The sequence below is a fragment of the Mesorhizobium sp. M8A.F.Ca.ET.208.01.1.1 genome, assembly GCF_004791315.1.
Classification (GTDB): Bacteria; Pseudomonadota; Alphaproteobacteria; order Rhizobiales; family Rhizobiaceae; genus Mesorhizobium.
The window spans coordinates 1-294 of record NZ_SRUT01000345.1 but is presented as its reverse complement, the minus strand read 5'-3'; the positions used below and the strand labels follow the sequence as shown (position 1 = coordinate 294).

Below are 294 nucleotides of genomic sequence, written 5' to 3'. Positions count from 1 at the left end.
GCCGGGCGGGCGGGTCGATCGCGCCAAGATCATCGATTTCGGCATCGCGCGCTCGGCGACCGGCGGCGAGACGCTGATCGGTGGAAGGTTCGCCGGCAAATACAATTATGTTTCGCCGGAGCAGCTCGGCCTCTATGGCGGCGAGGTCAGCGAGCAGTCCGATATCTATAGCCTTGGCCTGGTGCTCGCCGCCGCGCTGCGCGGGAAGCCTCTCGATATGAGCGGTACGCAGTACGAGGTGATCGAGAAACGCCGGACCGTGCCGGACCTGTCAGACATCGACCCCGATTTCCA

1 pseudogene is annotated in these 294 nt (G+C 64.3%); it reads left to right on the top strand.

Going from position 1 to position 294, the window contains the following annotated elements:
* Positions 1-294, top strand: a pseudogene (locus EN851_RS35585) (protein kinase); the annotation flags it as partial.